Genomic DNA, 17791 nt, shown 5'->3' with positions numbered 1-17791 from the left:
CGGAACGGACGTTATCGACCTTCCAAGACGGCGCCTTCGGGCGCCGTTTTCGTTTCTTCGTAATTGGAACCGGGGGGCCGCTGTGGTAGGAAGCCGCGCATGAAGCATAACACGTCCTCCTATTCCCCCATTCATGTCATCGGCGGCGGTCTCGCCGGGTCGGAAGCCGCCTGGCAGATCGCCGAGGCCGGCGTGCCCGTCATCCTGCACGAGATGCGTGGGGTGCGCGGTACCGATGCGCATAAGACCGATGGGCTTGCCGAACTCGTCTGCTCCAATTCCTTCCGCTCCGATGATGCGACAAGCAATGCCGTTGGCGTGCTTCACGCTGAGATGCGGCTCGCTGGCTCCCTGATCATGCAGGCCGCCGACCGCAACCAAGTGCCGGCCGGCGGAGCGCTTGCCGTCGACCGCGATGGCTTCTCGCAAGCCGTCAGCACTGCGATCGAGAATCACCCCTTGATCACGGTTGTCCGCGAAGAAGTATCCGGCCTTCCGCCGGAGGATTGGGACCTCGCGATCATTGCCACCGGCCCGCTCACGGCGCCCGCTCTTGCCGAGGCAATCCGTCACGAAACCGGCGCCGATGCCCTCGCCTTCTTCGACGCGATCGCGCCGATCGTCTATACCGAAACGATCGACATGAACGTATGCTGGCACCAATCGCGCTATGACAAGGTCGGCCCCGGCGGTACGGGCAAGGATTACATCAACTGTCCTATGACCGAGGAGCAGTACAACGCCTTCGTCGACGCGCTGATTGCCGGCGACAAGACGGGCTTCAAGGAATGGGAAGGCACGCCCTATTTCGATGGCTGCCTGCCGATCGAGGTGATGGCGGAACGCGGGCGCGAGACGCTCCGCCACGGCCCGATGAAACCGATGGGTCTAACCAATGCCCATAGTCCGACCGTCAAGCCCTATGCCGTCGTGCAACTGCGCCAGGACAATGCGCTCGGAACCCTCTACAACATGGTGGGATTCCAGACGAAACTGAAATATGGCGCGCAGGCGGAAGTCTTCCGGATGATTCCCGGCCTCGAGAACGCCGAATTTGCAAGGCTCGGAGGCCTGCATCGCAACACCTACATTAATTCGCCGACGCTGCTCGATCAGTCACTGACGCTAAAGTCCCGGCCTGGTTTGCGTTTCGCCGGCCAGATCACCGGTTGCGAGGGCTATGTCGAAAGCGCCAGCATCGGCCTGGTTGCCGGCCGGTTCGCGACAGCCGAGCGCAAGGGGGAAACGCCGTCGATTCCACCCGCGACCACGGCGTTCGGGGCGCTGCTCAATCATATCACCGGTGGCCATATCGTTTCCGACGACGAGCCGGGCAAGCGCTCGTTCCAGCCGATGAATATCAATTTCGGCCTGTTCCCGCCGCTGGAAGCTGGCGCTCTGACAAAACCCGATGGCGCCAAGCGCTTCCGCGGCAAGGAAAAGGCACAGGCGAAGAAGCAGGCGATCGCTTCACGGGCTCTCAGCGATTGCGCAAGCTGGCTCGGTAAATCCGCGTAGCAGATTCAATCAGTTACCCGTGCCGTCTGCAGCAATCGAAATATTAGAGCGGGTTTTGCGGATCTGAAGCGACACACACCGCAGCAACGTCCGGCGACTCCGCCTCCAGCTCGGATTTGGGACTGAAACTGCCAAGCAGCCAGAGCGAGACTTCGGCGGCCTCGGCGGCCGTTTGGAATTCAAAGGTGTTGTCCAAATAGGCGAAATCGGGGAAGTGAACGATCAGCCCCTGGCCCGTCGCGGAACTGTTCACCCGTACCTTGCCCGGATGAATCACATGGCACACGTAGTGGGTGCCATGTGATTGAATGAAGCCCGCTTTGCCGTCATGCAGGCGGAGAAAGATGGCTTTCCTATCGATCGTCGAATGCAGCGCACGGATTGCTTCCTCCGGGAACGCGCGGCCGAATTCGACCATGGCAGAACCGGCATCGGGATTGTCGAGATCACGCTCTGCCCGCGCGTTCATCCAGATGTAGAACGCACCGACGAGAATAACCAATACGATGAGCAGCAACCAAAGCATTGCGTGGGCCCTTAAGGCAGGAATCCGATAAACGGGAGTTCTATCTTGCGAGGCTTGTGCCAATTTGACCAAGCAATCGCAGCTTCGTCGTCAGAAGCGCCTGCGACGGCTCGCCCGCCACATCCGCCATTGCCGCTGCCATTGCGGCGGCTGAACGGAATGCTGAAGGGTGCGGTCCCCGGCTGCCTCGGCACGATCGAACACCGGCTCGGCTAGGGCGACTGGAATGAAAGCCGGGAAATTCTTGGCAGAGATCGAACCTATGTTCTGGCGTGCCTTTGCGAGATGGTCCCGGCCGAGACCGCAGAAGGCTCGAACCGCCCTGCCAATCGCCTCCTCGTCGCGGCCGGCCAGCAGCGATTCCCTCTCGAGCCCCGTCGCCCGCAGGAGTTCCGCCGGCAGATAGACCTGACCACGCCGGGTGTGGGTTGGCAGAAGCATCAGCAGACCGGCTATCGTCTGGGCGACACCGGCATGCCCGGCGGCCTCTGCCGAGCTCGCTGCGCTCTCCGGGTCGAGAATCAGCGACGAAAGCTGAATGAGCGCCGACGCGGTTTCACCGGCATATCCTTCCAGCGCCGATCGGTCCTGCATGGGATCGTCATAAAGATCGAAAATCCGCGCGTCGATCATGTTCAGCAGCACGGCAACCGGCAGACGATGTTCGCGGATGCACTGCAGCAGAGCCTCGGCCAATGGATGGCCCTCGCCTGTCGATCGGTCTTTTTCCAGAATGTCGCGCCACCACTGCAATCTGATTTCGCCCGGCAACGGCTCGTGTATCAGGTCGCGGACCCGGCCAATCTCCGCATAAAATGCATAGAGGGCGGCAAGTGAAGGCTGTTTCTCAGCGGGCGAAAGCAGGCAGGCGAGATAGCGGTCGCGGTCTGTGTCTCGCAGAATTGCGAGAATCTGGGCATCAGGGTCTTGCACGCGCAGCTTCCTTTAAACTCGTCACACCGCGATCAATGCCGCAGCGACGGCGCGCGATTCAGCAAGCATCACATTATAGGTCCGCACTGCCGCCCCGGTGTTCATCGGATCGGAAGAAATTTTGGCGGCACGCAGCGCCGCCTTCAGCTCCGCAGGCAAAGGACGGATTTCGCGACCGGTCCCGACCAGCAGCACTTCGATCTGCCTTGCCTCATCCAGAACGCGTTGGAATTGTTCGACCGTAAACGCATCACCTTCGGCGACATCCCATGCGTAGACGCCGGACGGCAACATCAGCACCGAGCCCCGATGCGACATATCGGCAAACCGGAAGCCACCGTTGCCGTAAGCATCAATCGGCGCACGGCCTGGAAAGTGCGCTTCGCGCATCTCGATACCTTTTGCCATGGTCAGGCAGTACCCGTTGTTGTGCTTTCAGGTGCAGCGGATCGGTCGGTTGGACTCTCGCCGTTGTGGAAGTGCTCGTTTCGACGATTGAAGAGGATAAGAACGGGTCCTGCGATATAGATCGACGATAGCGTTCCGACGAGCACGCCGAAAAGCAGCGTCGCGCTGAAGGATTCGATAAGCCCACTGCCCCCGAACAGGTGGAGCGCGACGAGCGCCAGCGTCGTCGTCAGAGCCGTTAGAACGGTGCGCGACAAGGTCTGATTGATCGATGTGTCGATCAACACGGAAAGCGACATCTTGCGATAACGCACAAGATTTTCCCGAATACGGTCGTAGATCACCATGGTGTCATTCAGAGAATAACAGACAATCGTCAGCAGCGCAGCGATGCTGGCAAGATTGAACTCCACGCCCACCACCACGAGGAACCCCAAGGTCAACAGCAGGTCGTGCAGTGTCGCAACGATAGCCCCGACAGCGAACCGCCAGCTGAAACGAAGCCAGACATAGAGCAGGACAGCAAGCATCGCGGCCGCCAAGGCAAGCGTTCCGGCCCGCGTCAGTTCCCCGGAGACGGCGGGACCGACCACCTCCACGCGCCGAAATGCGTACCGATCTTCCAGTTCGGCGCGAACAAGCCCGATAGCGGTCTGCTCGGCATTATCGCCGGCCTCCTGCGAAGGAATACGGACAAGGACATCGCGCCCCGAACCGAGTTCCTGGACCTGAACTTCGCCGAGGTTCAACTCATCGAGACGCGCGCGGATGTCGGCGACATCGGCTGCGCCCGCTTTCGCCCTGAGTTCAATGATGGAACCGCCTTTGAAGTCGGCGCCGAGATTGAGCCCAAGGCTGGTCAGGAGGACGAGCGAGGCGAGCGAGAGCGCCGCCATCAGAATGAAGACCGGGTTGCGGATAGCCATGAACCGGATGTCAGCCTGGCCGAAGAAGCCAGTGCGGATCCCTCTCGGCAGGCGCTTTGGCCGACGGCGGCGAAACCATCCGCGAATAAGCCGGCGCGTCAGGCTATGCGCTGTCAGAATGGTGGTCACGCTACCGATGGCGAGAGTAACGGCAAAGCCGCGAATGGCGCCGGAACCGAGATAGAGAAGAATGACGCCCGCGATCAGCATCGTCAGGTTCGCGTCGATGATGCTTCTCAAGACCCGCGAAAAACCGTTGTCGAGCGCTCTTCGCAGGGGTTCGCTGCTGCTGCGCGCTTCCTCCCTCAGCCTCTCATAGATGAGAACGTTCGAGTCGACCGCTACACCGATCGTCAGGATTATCCCTGCGATACCGGGCAAGGTCAGCGTGGCGCCCAGCAGCGAAAGCACTGCTATGATCAGTACGAGATTTACAATGACCGCAACCACGGCGACGAGCCCAAAGAAGCCATAGAAGGCAATCATGCATGCGGCGACCGCCAGCGCTGCAATCATTCCGGCGTTGCGCCCGTTCGCGATTGCATCGGTGCCGACCTCCGGCCCGACAGTGCGCTCCTCTATCACCGTCAGCGACACTGGAAGCGGCCCGGCGCGCAGCAGCGCAGCGAGATCGTTGGTGCCCTCTTCGGACAAATTGCCCGAAATCATGACGGTGCCGTCGCGTATCGCGTCCGCGAGGGCCGGCGTCGAGACGACCTGGCCATCGAGCACGATTGCGAATTGCCTTTTTGATTCAGTTTGCAGCAACGGTCCGATGCGCTCGAATGCACCGGGCGTCAATTTGGCGTTGACGATCGGCTCGCCGGTCGCCCGATCGAAGCCCGGTTGCGGCTCGACAAAGTCCGCCGCCGAAACGACGGCACGTTTTTCGACCAGGTAGGGAACCGGCGGATCGTCGAGGGAATAGAGCACCTCGGATGTCGCCGGCGGCCGGGTATCGACCGCCTCTTGCGGCGGCATCGACGGATCAAGCCATTGGAAGGTGACATTGCCACGCTGGCTGAGGAGATCCTTCAAACGCTGAGGGTCGTCCAACCCAGGCACCTGGACGATCAAGCGGTCACCGCCGCGGCGCTGGATGGTCGGCTCGACGGCGACGACCTCTCCGACGCGCCGACGAACGACCTCAATAGACTGTGTAACGGCTGCGGAAACCCTCAGATCCAGGCCCTCATCCGTCAGGTGCAGCCGTATTGTGTCGCCGGTGTCGTTTGCCACGGAAACCAGCTCCTGAACCGGGTTCCGGATAAGTCCGGCCCCATCGACGGGAGCGGTCAGGGCATGCAGTGCCTCGCGCGCCGCCGCCGTCCTTGACGGATCGCGAAGCCGGAACTGAATCGCCTGGCCGCTGCCGGACAGGCCCATATACGCGATGTCTGCATCCCTGAGGGCCTTGCCGATCGCGTCTATCGTCGCCTCCAGCCGCTCCGCTACGACGTCGTCGCGGCTGACTTTCAGCATGATGTGCGAACCGCCTTGGAGATCCAGTCCAAGCGGCACCTGGCGATGCGGCAGCCACTCCGGCCATGCAGCAAGTTGCTCTCTTGAGAAGAGGTTCGGCAGAGCGAAAACAAAGCCGGCCAGAACGACTAGCCAGATGAGCGTGTTTTTCAACGGCGAGAACTTGGGCATGCCTCGAAATGCTCCATTCGCCGGGCTCCGCCGGTCGTGGCTCGTGCCTGGGGACTATTCCTTGACCGGCTCACCCTTTACGCGAACTTCGGAGACACCGCTGCGGACGACGCGGATCTTGATGCCTTCGGCAATCTCGACCTCGAGTTCCGCATCGTCCACCACCTTGGTCACCTTGCCGACGATGCCGCCGCCAGTGACGATCTGGTCGCCGCGGCGAATGTTCTTCAGCAGTTCTTCACGACGCTTCATCTGCGCGCGCTGCGGGCGGATAATCAGGAAATACATGACGACAAAGATCAGCAGGAACGGCAGGATGGACATCAAAATATCGGCGCCGCCGGCACCACCGGGGGCGGCTGTCTGCGCAAAAGCTTCGGTAATAAACATCGATCACTCCTTGAGTTCAAAATGCGCGGGCTTGCCCCACGCGAAATCCGCCGGAATATGGGGGGAAGCGTTACCCCAACGCAAAACGTCGGCGCCCTTCTCCGTTCCTGTGCCTCTGACACAAATTGCGCAACAGGAGAACCCCCCGAGCACGCGCACTCGGCCTTTTCCAGCGCAAACCATCGTGCTACCGAAAAAAAGCTGTCGCCGATCCGCCTTGATGGATACGACCGGAGGATGAACGGCGCAGCATTTCAAGGAATTACGGCGCTTGTGCTTTCAAGCCGATGCAAGGCGGCGCAGGCCAAGGCCGCCGTTTCAGTTTGCCGGAGGAATACATATGCGCGAAAGCAAGATCGACATTCTGATCAGCGAAATACAGAAGCTTTCGGCAGCGGTCGAACGGATAGCGGGCCCGCAAGCTGCGGCGAACGACTGGGCTCAGGCCGAGTGCTTCGTGTGGGCGCCCGCCACGCGCCATCTGCAGCCGGTCGCGAGGCCGAACCGCATCGAGCTTGCGCTGATCACGGGCGTGGACCATGTCCGCGATATTCTCTTCGACAACACTCTTCGCTTCGCCGAAGGCTATCCGGCGAACAACGTGCTTCTCTGGGGTGCACGCGGCATGGGCAAGTCCTCGCTTGTCAAGGCGGTCCATGCGCAGGTCGCGCGCGATACCGGCGCCGCGCTGAAGCTCGTCGAGGTGCACCGCGAAGACATTGCGACGTTGCCGGTCCTGCTGGACATTTTGAAGGCTGCGCCGATGCCGGTCATCGTCTTCTGCGACGACCTTTCTTTCGACCACGACGATACGTCCTACAAGTCGCTGAAAGCTGTTCTTGACGGCGGCGTCGAGGGCCGCCCGGCCAATGTGCTGCTCTATGCAACCTCCAACCGCCGGCACCTGCTGCCGCGCAACATGATGGAGAACGAGCAGTCGACCGCGATAAATCCGTCGGAAGCGGTGGAGGAGAAGGTTTCGCTGTCGGACAGGTTCGGCCTATGGCTCGGCTTCTATAAATGCAGCCAGGAAGATTATCTGGCGATGGTCGACGGATATGCCCGCTTCTATCAAATGCCGGTCGAGCGCGATGCTCTCCACGCGGAAGCTCTGGAATGGGCAACGACGCGGGGAGCGAGATCCGGCCGCGTCGCCTGGCAGTTCATTCAGGACTTGGCCGGCCGCCTACGCCGGCAGCTCGAAAGCCCTAGCGATGGCACCTATTCAAGATAGCTGACCGGATTAACCGGGGTCGCGTTCTTGCGAACCTCGAAATGCACCTGCGGCTGGGCCGCCTTGCCGGTCATGCCCGAAGCGGCAAGCGTTTGGCCGCGCTGCACTTTCTGGCCGCGCTGCACCTTGAGTTCCGAAGCATTGCCGTAGACCGTGACCGTCCCGTCATCATGGCGGACCAGCACCGCATTGCCCAATTCCTTCAGGCTGCTGCCCGAATAGATGACCACGCCGTTCTCGGCTGCCTTGATGGGCGTACCTTCTGGCGCCGAAATATTGATGCCGTCGTTGCGGTTGCCGTCGACATTTGCACCGTAGGCGGCGACCACTGCGCCGCGTACCGGCCACCGGTATTTGCTGATACCGGTCGATTTCGGCAGGTCCTCGTCAACGTCGGACTTGATCGCAACCTCGGAAACGCTCTCCTTGGCGACCGGCGGCTTATATTCCGCCGGCTTGCTCTGGTCGATCGACGCCACCTTGGTTTCCACCTTGTTGGTGGAAACGGAGGCTGTGACAACTGCGTCGGTTGCAGCACCTGTGGCACCAGGCATCTTCAGTTTTTGCCCGACTCGAATAGCCTCTGTCGTAAGGCCGTTTGCCTGCTTCAGAGCGTTGACCGACACGCCGTTGGCTTTGGCGATCCGGTTCAGCGAGTCACCTGGCTTGACCGTGTAGACGCCTTCGCCGCGACTACCCTCGCCAGCGGCATTCAGTTTGCCTGCAGCTACGTCGCTGCGACCTTCGGGCTTTTCACGCGACTGCGATTGGCCGGGGAGGATGGCCACCTCCCGCTGATCCGTCGGCAGAGGGGACGGCCGCTTTCTGCCGCCATCGAGGTCCGCCATCGAACTCGACGCGGCCGCTTTTGCAGCGCTGCTTGCGGTGCCGAATGCGGGAATAATGAGACGCTGGCCAGGCTCGACCTGCCCTGCGGATTTCAAGCCGTTCGCCTTGAGGATTTCCCTCTCTGGCACACCGAACCGCCTGGCGAGGACAGCAACCGTATCGCCCTGGCGAACCATGACCGCCGGCGCGTTCTCGGTAGTCCAACCGCCCCGGCTCGCCGTCTCCTTGGCGACCGCCGCCATCGTCTCGGCTTTCGCGAGCGCCGGCTGCGCCTGGCGCGTCGGATACGCCTGAGCCGGAGGCTGCTGGCGGGTAACGGCGGACGGTTCGGCGAGAGTGGAACGCTGAACATTCATCGGCGTGGAGGCGACACGCGCACTGGAGACCGGCGCGCTTGCCGTGGTCATTGGATCATAGCCGGCGCTTTGACCCGCAGCCGGGTACGCCTGATTTTGGGCGACGCCGGAGCCGGAAGCCGTGAACTGCCCACTTGCAACATCACCCTTCGGCACAGGCGCCACGTCCCGCGGGATCGAACCGGTGGTGACATCGTCAGATCTCGAAAAGAGCCCATCGAAACGGCTGACGTCGGAGCTGCAGCCGGTCGCAACGCTGGCCAGCAAGACCGCCGCAAACAGGCGGATCATCGACTTCCCTGCACTGGGAGATACAAATTTACGCATGACGCTTACCCACTCCGAACGCAACTCTCTTCGGAATGATTAAAGCGCATTAGAGTTACCGCCCGGTTAAGGACGGCACCGATTTGACCAAATGCTAACCATAGCGAGATAGCACCGGACGCTGTTTAAGGAGCGGCTCGGTCGGCTTACGCATCAATAGGCCTAGAAAAGCTCGGAATAAAGGCGTTCGATTTCCGATATCGGTCTCGGCTCAGCGGTCTGATCCTCGTAGCTGATATTGGATCGATCCCAACCGAAAAAAGCATTTTCGGTCGGCGGAGCGGTCGAAGCTTCAGACGGGGCCTTGTCCTCATCGAGGAAGACGCTGACAAGCTTCTCGAAGTTCGCCTCGATGTCGAGACCGCTTTCGGCGTCATATTCAAGCGACCGCAAGCCGGCGACAGCCGCCTCGCGTGTTCCGAAATAGCGCAGGCTGTTCTGGTCCTCCGGGCGGAGATTGTCGTAGTAGTCGACGAAGGCACCGTAGTAGGCCTTGTAATCGCCGGTCTCGGCGAACTTCCCGAAGGCTTGATATTCCCGCGCCGCCAGTTGCGGTGAAAGCCTGTTGTTCCATTCATCCTTGGTAAGAGGCGGCTGCTTTTCCGGCGCCTTCTTCGTCCGGCTGAGATAAAGCAGAGCGTCAACCGACAATGAAATGCGCGGCGTTGGATCGAACGAGCCCGTTTGCGAGGCCGGCGCGCCGCTCTCGTCCTTGCTTCCCGGAGCAACCTGCCCGGCGGAACGTCCGGCAAGATTGCCCAAGCCGTCGCCGGTTGTTGCTGCAGTCAACCTGTTCGCAATCTGCATCTGCCGTCTCCGTCATTTGCACGCTCGAACAACGCAGAACCAGGCGCCCATGCGCCATGAACAATCGTGCCTTTCCGGGCTATTGCGGCAAGCTTGCGCGGAGCTGGATTTTGTTAAGAAAACGTTAACCGTCTGTTTTAAGAAACGAAGGCCGACCGATCGGCCGAGGTTGGCAAGCAGAAATCCGGCGACAGCTGCGGAGAGAATCAGGATCAGCTCGCGACAACGATGATTTCCAGGCCGGCCGCGTGAAGGGGATCGTCGAGCGCGGCGAGCTTTTCGTCCGTACAGACGAGACCGGGGATCTATAGGAACGATGCCAATTGCGGCACGATTGGAAGATAGGGCGCGTCGAACAGGTCTTCGCGGTCGAAGCGGCTGCCGGTGCGGTTGACGCGAACGATCCGGCATTGCGTTTCGCTCATCATGATCGGGACGAGCAAGGTGCCGCCGGACACAAGATGATCGGAGAACATGCGCGGCAGATTGTTGAACGCGGCGGTGATGAGAATCCGGTCGAAGGTGCCTTCGCCCGGCACACCCGCGCTGCCGTCGGCGTGTCTCGCGACAACATTGCGAATGCCGGCCTTCTCGAGGTTCTTCTGTGCCGAGCTCACCAGCGTCTGGTATCGATCGATCGTCAGGACACGTTCGGCGATGCGTCCCATGACGGCCGCTGTAAAACCGCTTCCTGTTCCAACCTCGAGAATGCGCTGCCCCGGCTTGAGGTTGAGACAATGCAGCAGCCGAACCGCAAAGTCGTACCCCTCCATGAACGAGCCGCAATCCAGCGGGATCAACCGCTGAGAATAGGCGTCCGCCTGATATTGCGGCGGAGAGAAGTGGCCGCGCGGCGTTTGCTCCACCGCCTTCAGAAGATCGTGATTGGCCATGCCAGCGCCGCGAAGGCGCAGCATCATCGCCGCAAATCCCTCCTGCTGGGAAACGCGTCCGTTCAAGCGACTGTCCCTTCCCGCAATGCACGCGCTACGCGATCTTGGACGGTGTAATCGGTCATGTCCAGTTTCAGCGGCGTCACTGAAATCCTGTTCTCACGCATGGCACGAATGTCGGTGCCGGAGCGGAAGTCACCGGACCGCTCGCCAAAACGCAACCAGAAATATGGAAAGCCGCGACCGTCGGTGCGTTCGTCGATGCTGAGCCCGAACTCAAGTTTGCCCTGCGACGTGACCTCCGCGCCAGTCACCGCGTCGGCGGGGCAATTGGGGAAATTCAAATTGATGAAGGTTCCATCCGGCAGTTCGACATCCATCAACGTGCGGATAAGCGCCGGCGCATGGGTTTCGACCACATCCCATGGGACGGCCTTGCCAACAGCATACTGATAGGCCTGGCTGAGCGCGATCGACCGGATTCCTTGCAGCGTACCTTCTATGGCGCCAGCCACCGTACCGGAATAGGTGACGTCGTCCGCAAGGTTGGCGCCGATATTGACACCCGAAAGAACCAGATCCGGCTTGCGATCCAGGATCTTCTTCGCCGCCATGATCACGCAATCCGTCGGCGTCCCTCTCAATGCGAAATGCCGTTCCGATACCTGCCGCAAGCGCAACGGCTCGGAAAGCGTCAAAGAGTGGGCAAGGCCGCTCTGGTCGACCTCGGGTGCAACGATCCAGACGTCGTCCGAAATCGTCCGCGCGATGCGTTCAAGGACGGAGATCCCCTCGGCATGGATGCCATCGTCATTCGTCAACAGGATCCGCATTTCGGTCTTCATTCGCTTCCTCGCCTTCAGACGGCTTTCTCGATCCGCCGCAGGCCGCCCATGTAAGAAACAAGGACGTCCGGCACGGTGACGGAGCCGTCATCGTTCAGGTAATTCTCGATGACGGCGATCAGCGCGCGGCCGACGGCAACGCCAGAACCGTTCAGGGTATGCACGAATTTCGTTCCTTTTTCTTCTCTCGTGCGGTAGCGCGCGTTCATGCGGCGTGCCTGGAAGTCGCCGCAGACCGAGCAGGACGAGATTTCGCGATAGCTGCCCTGCCCCGGCAGCCAGACCTCAAGGTCATAGGTCTTGCGTGCACCAAATCCCATATCGCCAGTGCAAAGCGTCATGACGCGATAGTGCAGACCGAGCCGCTTCAGCACCTCCTCAGCACAGGCCGTCATCCGCTCATGCTCGTCAACGGAGCTTTCGGCATCCGTGATCGAAACCAGTTCGACCTTGTTGAATTGGTGCTGGCGCAGCATGCCGCGGGTGTCGCGGCCGGCGGAACCAGCTTCCGAGCGGAAGCAGGGGGTCAAGGCCGTAAAGCGCAGCGGTAACGCTTCGCCGTCGAGGATCTGTTCGCGAACCATGTTCGTCAGCGGCACTTCGGCGGTCGGGATCAGCCAACGTTCGTCCGTCGTGCGGAAGAGATCCTCCGCGAATTTCGGCAGTTGCCCCGTTCCGTACATCGCATCATCGCGGACAAGCAGCGGCGGCTGAACTTCGGTATAGCCGTGCTCCTGCGTGTGCAGATCGAGCATGAATTGACCGAGTGCCCGCTCAAGACGGGCGAGTTGCCCCTTGAGAATCGTGAAGCGCGAGCCGGCAATCCGCGCCGCGCCTTCGAAATCCATGAAACCCAGCGCTTCACCGATTTCAAAATGCTCGAGCGGCTTGTGGTTCCAGGTCGGCTTGGTGCCGACGATCCGAGTTACGACATTGGCGCTCTCGTCCAGCCCGACGGGGACATCCTCAAGGGGAATGTTGGGGATGCGCGACAGCGCATCCGAAAGCTCGGCCTCGAGTTCGCGGCTCTCGTCCTCGACCGCCGGCATCGCGTTCTTGAGCTCGGCCACTTCGGCCTTGAGCTTTTCGGCAAGCTCGCCGTTTTTCTGTGCCATCGCCGCGCCGATATCCTTCGAAGCGGCATTGCGACGCGACTGCATGTCCTGCAGCGATTGGAGGATCGCGCGGCGGCGTTCATCAAGCGCAATCAGCGAAGCGGACAATGGCTCCGCACCCCGTCTCGTCAGGGCGTCATCGAGCGCGTCTGCATTCTCACGGATCCATTTGATATCGAGCATAATCGTTCCACGCGTTGGTTACTGCATGATTCCTTAAATCGGAATCGATTAAGGAAAAATCATGCAGGGATTCAAAGTACTACAGCGGCCTTTCCGCGCCTGAATAGACGCGCGGCGCTGTAGGTCACGGCGCGAGAACATCAGACGATCAGCCCTTGGCGGGTCCAGCCGTCTCTGAAGAACTTTCCTGCGAAGAGGCGACGTCGGTTGCGAGCGCCTCGGCTGCTCGCCGTCTTTCGACGAGTCGCGCCGTATAGATCGAAATTTCGTAGAGAAGGATGGCTGGCAGCGCAAGACCGATCTGGGAAACCGGGTCGGGCGGCGTCAGGACGGCAGCGACGACGAAGGCGATAACGATCGCGTATTTGCGCTTCTCGGCGAGCCCCCGCGAGGTGACGAAACCGACGCGTGCCAAAAGCGTCGTGACCACCGGCAATTGGAAGACCAGGCCGAACGCGAAGACCAGGGACATGATCAGGCTTAGATATTCCGAGACCTTCGGCAGGAGTTGGATCGCGACCTGCCCTTCGCCGCCCCCCTGCTCCATCGCAAGGAAGAACCACATGACCATTGGCGTGAAGAAGAAATAGACCAGCGCTCCGCCGAGGAGAAACAAAATCGGCGAGGCAATCAGGAACGGCAGGAAGGCCGCGCGTTCGTTCTTGTAGAGACCAGGCGCCACGAACTTGTAGATCTGCGACGCGATGACCGGAAACGCGATGACCAGCGCGCCGAACATCGCAACTTTGATCTGGGTGAAAAAGAACTCTTGTGGCGCCGTGTAGATAAGCTCGACGTTGCGGTGGCTGAGCCCCGCCCACTCGACGGCCCATTTGAACGGCTGAACAAGGACGTTGAACAACTGCTTGGCAAAGTAGAAGCAGACGAGGAAAGCAGCGAAAAACGCGCCGACAGCCCACATCAACCGTTTTCGTAGCTCGATCAGGTGCTCGATCAGCGGCTGCGGCCGGTCCTCGATATCGCCGCTCATGCGTTACCTTTCTTGCGCGAGGGCGCGCGTGTCTTCTTGGTCCCGGTCTCAGGCTGCCCCTCACCGGCGACGGTCTTGCTGGCGGCCGGCTTCTTCACCGTCGCTGCACCCGCGGCTTTCTTGGGAGCTGCCGCTGCGGCGGCGGGTGCCTTCGATGCAGTGCCGGTCCTGGGCTTGGCAGCGCGCTTCGGCTTCGTCTCGGCCAGCTTTGGTTCTTCCGCCGTTACACGATCCATCTGCCGTGACGCCGAACTGATTGCGGCGGCAGCCACTTGATCGGCTGGCCTTGCCGGCGCTTCAACAGGCGCGGCAGTCGCCGCCGCCGGCTCGACCGCAGGTTCCGCCGCCCCGGCTTGCGCTGGTATATCCGGCGTTGCCGCCTTTTGCAGATCGGACTTGATCTCGTTTCCAAGCTGCCGCAACGGGTTCATCGCGTCCCGCAATGCGGTGGTCGGATTAAGGCTTTGCGCATCGCTGATCGTCTTGCGCACGTCCTCGAGATCGGCCTCGCGCAATGCTTCGTCGAATTGCCGCCGGAAATCAGCCGCCATGCCGCGCATCTTGGATGTCATCCGCCCAAATGCCCGCAGCATCGGCGGAAGGTCCTTCGGCCCAACGACAACAATCAGAACGATTGCGATAACAACAAGCTCGGTCCAGCCGATATCAAGCATCCGACGCGCCCTACAAACTCGTATTGCGGCTCACCGGGCACCTGCTTCCGCCCGATCCCGCCAGCTTCCGATCGTCAGCGGACTTCGTCAGACTTCTGCTCGACGGTCTTGCCATCGACCGTCTTGTCGGCCGAAGCGGCATCATCGTCGGTCATGCCCTTCTTGAAGCTCTTGATGCCCTTGGCAACGTCGCCCATCAGCTCCGGAATCTTGCCACGGCCGAACAGCAGGAGGATCACCACCAAGACGATCAACCAATGCCAGATACTAAAGGAACCCATTCACTTACTCCCTCGCAGCCCTTACCCAGTGTAGAGCCCATCACGTTGTCATTTTTCAGGCGTACCGAGGGGCACACCATCATTCTCGATGGACCCTAAGATGTTGAGGCGTCTTTTTCAAACACCAATATGTCGCGCTCGTTAACCGAAAGCGTGACGTCGCGCAATCCTTGAGGCAGCAGATCGGCGCGGATCCGCGCGCGCACCGTCCGCTCGGACTGCGGCACCGCGAGCTCCAACAACTCGACGACACCCAGGAAGCGCCGCGACACGATGCGGGCCGGGATATCGCCTCCCTCTTCTTTGAGGTGAACGCCGGAAAGCCGCACCGCCACGCTCAGCGGCTGTCCCTCCTTATAGTGTCCAGCAGCCACGACCCCGAGCGGCGTCTCGACGCGGCCGCCATGCACATGCGCGTCGAATACGTTTATTTCGGAAAAGAAACCGGCGGCAAAAAGATTGCGCGGCTTGCGATAGAGTTCGTCGGCGGTACCGACCTGAACCAGACAGCCATCCTTCAAAAGCGCAATCCGGTCGGCCATGCGCATCGCCTCTTCGGCGTCGTGAGTGACGACGATGGCGGTTGCGCGCGTCTCGCGCAGAATGGCCAGAGTGTCGGCACGGATCGAATCCTTCAGACGGGAATCGAGACCGGAAAACGGTTCGTCCATCAGCAACACCGCAGGCCGCGGTGCGAGGGCGCGGGCGAGCGCCACCCGTTGCTGCTCACCGCCTGAAAGCACATGCGGATACCGGTCGGCATAGTGCAGGAGCCCCACGCGTTCCAAAGCCGCATCCGCTTGAACGAGCGCTTCCTTCTTCGGCAAGGCGGTGAGCCCGAAGCAGACATTTTCCCGGATCGTCATATGCGGGAAAAGCGCGAAGTCCTGAAACATCAGCCCCACCCCGCGCTTTTCCGGCGGGAGGAAGACGGAAGGTCCGGAAATTTCCTGGCCATTGAGGAGAAGCCGGCCCCCCGTCTGCATCTCAATGCCTGCCGCGATGCGCAGCAGAGTGGTCTTGCCCGACCCCGACGGTCCGAGCAGGCAGAGTACCTCGCCGGCCTTGGCCGTCAGCGTGACGCCTTTGATCGTTTCCTTGGAATGATAGCGATGACTAATATTCTCGAAAGAGAGGCTTGCCGCGAAGGACACCCCTGCCGACCGTCGCGTCGCCATGACGGCGCCGTTGAGCGGATCTGAAACCATGCTGCGCATTCCTTGGACCGAAGGCGTTTCGGCTCGCGTACCCATGCGGGCTTTAAAGCCGATATCCCTACTCAGGATTTTTAATCGTCTTCTTCAGCCTTCGGTGTCAAGAGGCCCAGTTCCTCGAGGTCCATCTGTGTGATCGGATCCTCGTTTTCGGAAAGCTCATCCTCACCAACCGGAACCGGAATATGCAAGTTCGAGGGGATACGGCCGGATAGCAGGCCGGCGCCCTTTAGTTCCTCGATGCCCGGAAGGTCCCGGATCTCCTCCAGCCCAAAGTGATCCAGGAATTCCCTCGTCGTCCCGAACGTCACCGGGCGTCCCGGCGTCCGCCTGCGTCCGCGAAAGCGGACCCAACCCGCCTCCATCAAAACGTCGAGCGTACCTTTCGAAGTCTGTACGCCGCGAATGTCCTCGATCTCCGCTCGGGTGACCGGCTGGTGGTAGGCGATGATGGCCAGCACTTCGAGCGCTGCGCGAGAGAGCTTCTTGACCTCCTGCTCGTCCGTCTGCACGACGAAGGAGAGATCGGCCGCCGTGCGGAAGGCCCAATGGTCGGCAACCTGAACGAGGTTGACGCCGCGCGCTGCATAGAGCGCCTTCAGCCGCAACATGATCCGCCCAACGTCGGCACCCCGTGGAAGTCGGGTGGCGATATAGCTTTCGGAGACGGGCTGCGATGATGCAAAGACAAGCGCCTCCGCAATCCGCTCCGCCTCCTGCTCGAGCCCCGGGCCGACGGAAGCCTCGTCGAGCTCGTCCTCTTCGTCCGGCATTCCCGGCAAATATTTTTGCGCTTCAGCCACGCGCTGCCTCCATTTCCGCCAAGGTCGCCGCATCGATGGGCTTGGGTCCGCGCCGCAAGTAGATCGGCGTGAAAGCGCCATCCTGCCGGATTTCCAACCTTCCTTCGCGGACCATTTCGAGGGACGCGGCGAAGGAGCTCGCTATCGCGGTCGCGCGTTCCTTCGGACTTGTCATGTAGCGGATGAGGAAGTGGTCGAGCGCGGTCCAATCCTCCAGGCTGCCGATCATCCGCGCCAGCATCAGGCGCGCGTCGGAGAGCGACCAGACGTGGCGCTTTTCGATCGTCACCTGCGTTATCGCCTGACGCTGTCTGAGGGTGGCATAGGCCGTCAGCAGGTCGTAGAGCGAAGCGTCGTGGCCGGACTTTTTCTCCGAAACGATGTGTTCCGGCGCGCCGCGTGCGAAAATATCGCGACCGAGCCTATTCCTGTTGACGAGTCTTGTCGCCGCGTCCCGCATCGCTTCAAGGCGCTTCAGCCGGAACGCCAGCGCCGAGGCCATCTCCTCACCGGAGGGTCCCTCGTCCTTTGTCTGCTGCGGTATCAGCAGGCGGGACTTGAGATAGGCGAGCCACGCCGCCATGACCAGATAGTCGGCTGCGAGTTCGATACGAATGGACCGGGCCCGTTCGACGAAGGCTATATATTGCTCCGCAAGCGCCAGCACGGAAATGCGGGAAAGATCTACACGTTGACTGCGGGCAAGATGCAGAAGCAGGTCCAGCGGCCCTTCAAAACCGGCGATGTCGACCACGAGTTCTTCTTCGTGTAAGCCGCGGCCGGCGGACTCGTCCTGCCACAAAGGCTCCAGCGGTGCCTTCGTAGCAGGGTGTACCTGCCTTTCGCGCGAATTGCTCACGATCTT

The 17791-nt window shown here is 61.0% G+C and carries 18 protein-coding genes; 2 read left to right on the top strand and 16 right to left on the bottom strand.

Annotation, left to right across the window (positions count from 1 at the left end):
• The first annotated feature begins 99 nt into the window (after window positions 1-99).
• The gene (trmFO, locus tag PYH37_RS18965; RefSeq protein ID WP_280732994.1) at window positions 100-1518 is read left to right on the top strand and encodes a methylenetetrahydrofolate--tRNA-(uracil(54)-C(5))-methyltransferase (FADH(2)-oxidizing) TrmFO; all 1419 of its coding nucleotides are present in this window, start codon (window positions 100-102) and stop codon (window positions 1516-1518) included.
• 43 nt (window positions 1519-1561) lie between these two features.
• On the opposite strand, the gene PYH37_RS18960 is transcribed toward trmFO, so the two are convergent.
• The 5 genes from PYH37_RS18960 to yajC all read right to left on the bottom strand — a co-directional run bounded on the left by PYH37_RS18960 (window position 1562) and on the right by yajC (window position 6354).
• Window positions 1562-2044, bottom strand: coding sequence for a hypothetical protein (locus PYH37_RS18960; RefSeq protein WP_280736094.1), 483 nt, complete (start codon window positions 2042-2044; stop codon window positions 1562-1564).
• A gap of 90 nt (window positions 2045-2134) precedes the next feature.
• Window positions 2135-2977, bottom strand: a complete 843-nt coding sequence (locus tag PYH37_RS18955; RefSeq protein ID WP_280732993.1) for a phytoene/squalene synthase family protein — start codon at window positions 2975-2977, stop codon at window positions 2135-2137.
• Between the two features lie 21 nt (window positions 2978-2998).
• Entirely contained in the window at window positions 2999-3385 is a 387-nt protein-coding gene (locus PYH37_RS18950) for an Mth938-like domain-containing protein (RefSeq protein WP_280732992.1), read from the bottom strand.
• A 2-nt stretch (window positions 3386-3387) separates the two neighbouring features.
• Complete coding sequence (gene secDF, locus PYH37_RS18945) at window positions 3388-5964, bottom strand: protein translocase subunit SecDF (RefSeq protein ID WP_280732991.1); 2577 nt, start codon at window positions 5962-5964, stop codon at window positions 3388-3390.
• 54 nt (window positions 5965-6018) lie between these two features.
• A complete protein-coding gene (gene yajC, locus PYH37_RS18940) occupies window positions 6019-6354 on the bottom strand; it encodes a preprotein translocase subunit YajC (RefSeq protein ID WP_280732990.1) in 336 nt (111 codons plus the stop codon).
• Between the two features lie 340 nt (window positions 6355-6694).
• On the opposite strand from yajC, the gene PYH37_RS18935 reads away from it, so the two are divergent.
• The gene (locus PYH37_RS18935; protein ID WP_280732989.1) at window positions 6695-7588 is read left to right on the top strand and encodes an ATP-binding protein; all 894 of its coding nucleotides are present in this window, start codon (window positions 6695-6697) and stop codon (window positions 7586-7588) included.
• Here PYH37_RS18935 and PYH37_RS18930 read toward each other — a convergent pair.
• The 11 genes from PYH37_RS18930 to PYH37_RS18880 form a co-directional block, all read right to left on the bottom strand.
• The gene (locus tag PYH37_RS18930; RefSeq protein ID WP_280732988.1) at window positions 7576-9120 is read right to left on the bottom strand and encodes a peptidoglycan DD-metalloendopeptidase family protein; all 1545 of its coding nucleotides are present in this window, start codon (window positions 9118-9120) and stop codon (window positions 7576-7578) included. The two genes, PYH37_RS18935 and PYH37_RS18930, sit on opposite strands and share 13 nt — an antisense overlap.
• Window positions 9121-9282: 162 nt before the next feature.
• A complete protein-coding gene (locus PYH37_RS18925) occupies window positions 9283-9927 on the bottom strand; it encodes a biotin biosynthesis protein BioC (RefSeq protein ID WP_280732987.1) in 645 nt (214 codons plus the stop codon).
• 305 nt (window positions 9928-10232) lie between these two features.
• Complete coding sequence (locus PYH37_RS18920) at window positions 10233-10847, bottom strand: protein-L-isoaspartate(D-aspartate) O-methyltransferase (RefSeq protein ID WP_425336156.1); 615 nt, start codon at window positions 10845-10847, stop codon at window positions 10233-10235.
• A 35-nt stretch (window positions 10848-10882) separates the two neighbouring features.
• Window positions 10883-11653: a 5'/3'-nucleotidase SurE gene (surE, locus tag PYH37_RS18915; protein ID WP_280736093.1), complete on the bottom strand. Its 771-nt coding sequence runs from the start codon at window positions 11651-11653 to the stop codon at window positions 10883-10885.
• 26 nt (window positions 11654-11679) lie between these two features.
• The gene (serS, locus tag PYH37_RS18910) at window positions 11680-12963 is read right to left on the bottom strand and encodes a serine--tRNA ligase (protein ID WP_280732985.1); all 1284 of its coding nucleotides are present in this window, start codon (window positions 12961-12963) and stop codon (window positions 11680-11682) included.
• Between the two features lie 148 nt (window positions 12964-13111).
• A complete protein-coding gene (gene tatC / locus PYH37_RS18905) occupies window positions 13112-13954 on the bottom strand; it encodes a twin-arginine translocase subunit TatC (protein WP_280732984.1) in 843 nt (280 codons plus the stop codon).
• Window positions 13951-14628, bottom strand: coding sequence for a Sec-independent protein translocase protein TatB (gene tatB / locus PYH37_RS18900; RefSeq protein WP_280732983.1), 678 nt, complete (start codon window positions 14626-14628; stop codon window positions 13951-13953). Before tatB ends, tatC begins: the two co-directional genes overlap by 4 nt.
• 74 nt (window positions 14629-14702) lie before the next feature.
• Window positions 14703-14909 carry a twin-arginine translocase TatA/TatE family subunit gene (locus PYH37_RS18895; protein ID WP_280732982.1) on the bottom strand — a complete coding sequence of 69 codons (207 nt, stop codon included), beginning with the start codon at window positions 14907-14909 and terminating at the stop codon, window positions 14703-14705.
• 95 nt (window positions 14910-15004) lie between these two features.
• Window positions 15005-16117 (bottom strand): ABC transporter ATP-binding protein, encoded by a 1113-nt coding sequence (locus PYH37_RS18890; protein WP_280732981.1) that lies wholly within the window; start codon window positions 16115-16117, stop codon window positions 15005-15007.
• An 80-nt stretch (window positions 16118-16197) separates the two neighbouring features.
• Window positions 16198-16926, bottom strand: coding sequence for an SMC-Scp complex subunit ScpB (scpB, locus tag PYH37_RS18885; protein WP_280732980.1), 729 nt, complete (start codon window positions 16924-16926; stop codon window positions 16198-16200).
• Window positions 16919-17785 carry a segregation and condensation protein A gene (locus tag PYH37_RS18880; RefSeq protein WP_280732979.1) on the bottom strand — a complete coding sequence of 289 codons (867 nt, stop codon included), beginning with the start codon at window positions 17783-17785 and terminating at the stop codon, window positions 16919-16921. Before PYH37_RS18880 ends, scpB begins: the two co-directional genes overlap by 8 nt.
• Window positions 17786-17791 lie beyond the last annotated feature (6 nt).

Origin of the sequence: Sinorhizobium numidicum, from assembly GCF_029892045.1 — a bacterium.
In the GTDB taxonomy this organism is placed as follows: domain Bacteria; phylum Pseudomonadota; class Alphaproteobacteria; order Rhizobiales; family Rhizobiaceae; genus Sinorhizobium; species Sinorhizobium numidicum.
The sequence above is the reverse complement of the archived record's forward strand: the minus strand, read 5'-3'. Positions and strand labels throughout refer to the sequence as shown.